2 protein-coding genes are annotated in these 1,326 nt (G+C 67.0%); both read right to left on the reverse strand.

Annotated features, from left to right (window positions below):
- Positions 1-31 precede the first annotated feature (31 nt).
- The gene (locus AB0M27_RS47900) at positions 32-952 is read right to left on the reverse strand and encodes an IS3 family transposase (RefSeq protein WP_365732475.1); all 921 of its coding nucleotides are present in this window, start codon (positions 950-952) and stop codon (positions 32-34) included.
- On the reverse strand, positions 949-1,257 hold the full coding sequence (locus AB0M27_RS47905) for a transposase (RefSeq protein WP_365732476.1): 309 nt from the start codon (positions 1,255-1,257) through the stop codon (positions 949-951). Before AB0M27_RS47905 ends, AB0M27_RS47900 begins: the two co-directional genes overlap by 4 nt.
- Positions 1,258-1,326 lie beyond the last annotated feature (69 nt).

Raw genomic sequence — 1,326 nt, forward strand, 5'->3', positions numbered from 1 at the left:
TGAGGTTCCCCCGCTGCGCGGGAGTGGCTGACTAGCAGGTCAGGGCGGGTTGACGTGGTTTCAGGTTCACTGGTTCGGTCGCTGCCTGGCTGGCGTAGTGCATCTCTTCGAACTCGATGGGGCTGAGGTAGCCGAGGCGCTTCTGGATGCGGCGAGGGTTGTAGAAGCCGTCGAAGTACTCGAAGAGCGCGAGGTTGGCCTCGGCTCTGGTGTCGAAGGTCCTTCCGCGGATGCACTCCGTCTTGACCAGCATCCACAGGTTCTCCGCCAGGGCATTGTCGTAGGAGTCGCCGACCGAACCCATGGACGCCTGGATACCCGCTCTGACCAGGCGTGTTGTGAGCTTGATAGACGTATATTGCGTGCCGTGATCGGCGTGGTGGACGAGTTTGCCGGGGGCGACCTCGCGGCTGGCCAGCGCGTACTCCAGCGAGGTGAGGACCAGGTCGGCGTCCGCGCGGGCAGAGGTCTCCCAGGCGACGACTCTGCGGGAGAAGGCATCGCGGATCGCCGACAGCCACAGTGGTCCCTCCAGGGTGGGGATCATGGTCAGGTCGGTGACCCACAGCCGGTTCGGCGCGAGTGCCGTGAAGTCGCGTTGTACCAGGTCAGGGGCGAGTTCGGCGTCTGGGTCGCGGCGGGTGAAGCCCTTGCTTCTGCGGGGGCTGATCCCGGCGAGGCCGGCCTGGCGCATGAGCCGCTCGACCCGTTTGCGGCCGACGTGGACGCCCTCGCGTTTCAGGACGGCATGGATCCTGGGCGATCCGTAGATGCCGCCGGAGTCCTGGTGGATCTGCCGGATCTGTCCTGTCAGCTCGGTGTCCTGGCGGATCCGTTCGCAGGGTTCCTTCTCGGCCTGGCGCCAGCGGTAGTAGGTGGAGGAGGGGATGTTCAGTTCCCGCAGGACGGGCTCGACCCCCAGGTGCGGGCGCGCGTCGAGGAGCGCGGTCACCTGGGCCGGGTCGGATCGAGCTGCGCGGCGAAAAAAGCCGAGGCCGTCCGCAGGACCTCGTTCGCTCGGCGCAGTTCCCGCACCTCGCGTCGCAGCTGGGCGAGCTCTTCCTTCTCCTCGGTGGTGAGCAGGTCATCCCGCTCGCCGGCGTCGGCCTCGGCCTGCCGGATCCAGTTGCGCAGGGCTTCGTGATGCACGCCGAGATCCTCGGCCATGCGGCGGATCACGGGCTTCGGCTCGGCGGTCCGGTACATCCGCACCGCACGCTCACGCAACTCCAGCGGGTACTTCCTCGGGGCAGGCATCGTCTGGGCTCCTCTCATGAGACCCATCTGACCTGCTGTCACCTTTCCCCGCATCTCGGGGGAACCTCA

The organism is Streptomyces sp. NPDC052107 (assembly GCF_040680215.1).
Taxonomy (GTDB): domain Bacteria; phylum Actinomycetota; class Actinomycetes; order Streptomycetales; family Streptomycetaceae; genus Streptomyces.

Coding starts and splice junctions, on each gene's coding strand:
- AB0M27_RS47905 (WP_365732476.1), bottom strand. CDS start 1,257: ATGCCTGCCCCGAGGAAGTACCCGCTGGAGTTGCGTGAGCGTGCGGTG.